Origin of the sequence: Kocuria sp. PD6, from assembly GCF_031844145.1 — a bacterium.
Classification (GTDB): domain Bacteria; phylum Actinomycetota; class Actinomycetes; order Actinomycetales; family Micrococcaceae; genus Kocuria; species Kocuria marina.
In genome coordinates this window covers 1-2,128 of the sequence record NZ_JAUZUS010000032.1, presented here as the reverse complement: position 1 = coordinate 2,128, position 2,128 = coordinate 1, and the positions used below count along the sequence as shown (strand labels likewise).

The 2,128-nt window shown below is 59.1% G+C and carries 3 protein-coding genes and 1 pseudogene; 2 read left to right on the top strand and 2 right to left on the bottom strand.

The annotated features are described in order from the left end of the window. Positions 1-475: pseudogene (locus tag Q9R22_RS13245) on the top strand (DDE-type integrase/transposase/recombinase); the annotation flags it as partial. Positions 476-609: 134 nt separating this feature from the next. Here the strand turns inward: Q9R22_RS13245 and Q9R22_RS13240 are convergent. Next, the gene (locus Q9R22_RS13240; RefSeq protein ID WP_131332358.1) at positions 610-843 is read right to left on the bottom strand and encodes a hypothetical protein; all 234 of its coding nucleotides are present in this window, start codon (positions 841-843) and stop codon (positions 610-612) included. Next, entirely contained in the window at positions 840-1,145 is a 306-nt protein-coding gene (locus Q9R22_RS13235) for a hypothetical protein (RefSeq protein WP_131332357.1), read from the bottom strand. Before Q9R22_RS13235 ends, Q9R22_RS13240 begins: the two co-directional genes overlap by 4 nt. Before the next feature lie 93 nt (positions 1,146-1,238). Here Q9R22_RS13235 and Q9R22_RS13230 point away from each other — a divergent pair, with 93 nt between their 5' ends. Then, positions 1,239-2,093, top strand: a complete 855-nt coding sequence (locus Q9R22_RS13230) for a hypothetical protein (protein ID WP_131332356.1) — start codon at positions 1,239-1,241, stop codon at positions 2,091-2,093. The last annotated feature ends 35 nt before the right edge of the window (positions 2,094-2,128 follow it).

The window sequence follows — 2,128 nt, the reverse complement described above, 5'->3', positions numbered from 1 at the left end:
CGAGCACCTGACCGACGAGGGAAAGCTCTACCTCTGCGCCATCAAAGACGTGTTCTCCGGCCGTATCGTGGGCTACTCGATCAGCGACCGAATGAAGGCGCGTCTCGCAGTGAAAGCGCTGGACAATGCGATATCCAGGTGTCGCGACACCGCCGGATGCATTGTGCACTCGGATCGCAGGAGCCAGTTCAGGTCACGGAAATTCGTGCACGCCCTGAACCGTCATCACCTCATCGGATCGATGGGTCAGGTCGGTGCCGCCGGGGACAACGCCGCAATGGAATCGTTCTTCGCACTGCTGCAGAAGAACGTCTTGGACCGCAAGCGCTGAAGGATGAGAGAGGAGCTCCGCATCGGGATCATCACCTGGATCGAGCGCACCTATCATCGACGCCGCCGACAGGCCCGCCTGGGCCGATTGACCCCCATCGAATACGAGACCATCATGAACCCGGCCGTGAGCCTCGTGGCCTGACACCCCAACTGTCACCTGATCGTGCGGCAGTCCCGTGTGCGTAATCAAGGCAAGCGCGTGCACTCGATACCGCATGACCAGCGCTGCACTAGTAGAAGCGGCGACTATGAGAACGATCGCCCCGGCGACTAGCGTCATGACACCACCTCATCAATCCACCGGGTGACTGCCTCGCTGGCGGCGGCCAAGATCATCGAGTCGACCAGCATGAGCTGAGCCGCCGCGTCCCGGTCGAATAAAGCCAGCGTCTCGGAATACTCCTCCACCTGGCGATGCAGATCGAGGACGAGGCCAGATACGTAGGCAATGACATGTCTTGTCACTTGATCATCTGACGGTTCTGGCATGCGGTACCCCATCTCGCTCACCACCGGAACTTCCGGACTTCTTCCGCCGCGTACTCGGCGTAGGAGTCTGCGATGTAGTTGAGCCGGGCAGCCGTGGCTGGATCACCGTCGGCTTGGAACTGCGACTCTCGGCTCAGCATCGCCGACAAATGCATACCCGTTGCAGCCACCATGCCGGCAGCCTGGATACGAGAAATCGCCACGAGCCCACGAGTCTTCTCGACATTCTGCGCTCGGGCTAGCGAACGCGCCTCCCCTCGGGTGTACCCCTCAGGTTTTTGGGGAACGGAGCGGTTGCCGCCCGTAGGGATGATGCTGGACATCGGGATTCTCCTTCGATTGATCCGATCAGGTATCCACGATTCAACCCAGCGATTCCTCCCAGGTCGTGACAGAAAAGTGCACAGAATGGAGGCATGATCGCTCCACACAGGTCGGCCGACTCGCTGCTCGTTGGCCCGGGCGCCGCCCCAAGTGCACTCCGCGCGCATGCGGATCTGGTCGACATCATCAGGCGCGAGCTCCTGCAGCTGCGGAAGTCACATGGATCCCTGACCATCCAGAAGTTCGCCCAGCACGAAACCCTCCGACATGCCTGTGGCGGGGACGATCTTCTCGACGCCTACGCAAAGTTCCGACGGGAGATGACTCGCTTTCAGACCCAGGGAAGGATTGAGGCAGCAGCAGCCCTGTCGATCATCGCCGAAGCAGACACAGTGCTTGATCGGCTTCAAGTGACGGCCGAGACTCTCTCTCCGGATGAGTGGCGAGACCAGCGCACGGCTCGACGCTGGAGTGATGCAGGGATGCCGGTCCTGGCTGAGCATCTTGCATATTTAGCCGAAGTCCAGGGACGACTTGGCCGGGAGCTTCTAAATCTCCTAGTCGAAGGTGATATCGACGTAGGCATCCGCCTCACCATTGACCAAATGACACACAAAGAATTAGATTCCAGAGCCCCAGAAATACGCATATGGCGGTCGCCAGAAGAAAACATCCCGCAAGAGCTCACGTTAGGCCTGGAGAGGTTTCAAAGCACAAGCGTCGAGCAAGGTCCGTATATGATGCGGCGACACGTCCTGCAAATCGACATGCCAGACGCCACCACAGTCGCTCCTGAGACAGCAGCTCTAGCCGTCACGATCACTGGTCAAGATGCGCCAATGCGCACGGTCATCATGGAAGATCACAGCCAGTTGCGCCCACACTTTCGAGTTCGATGGGCCACCTACAGAACAATTGCAACGATGACCATTGAAGCAATGCCATAGCCACTACAGCGCGCCGTTAGGAGAACCGATACATT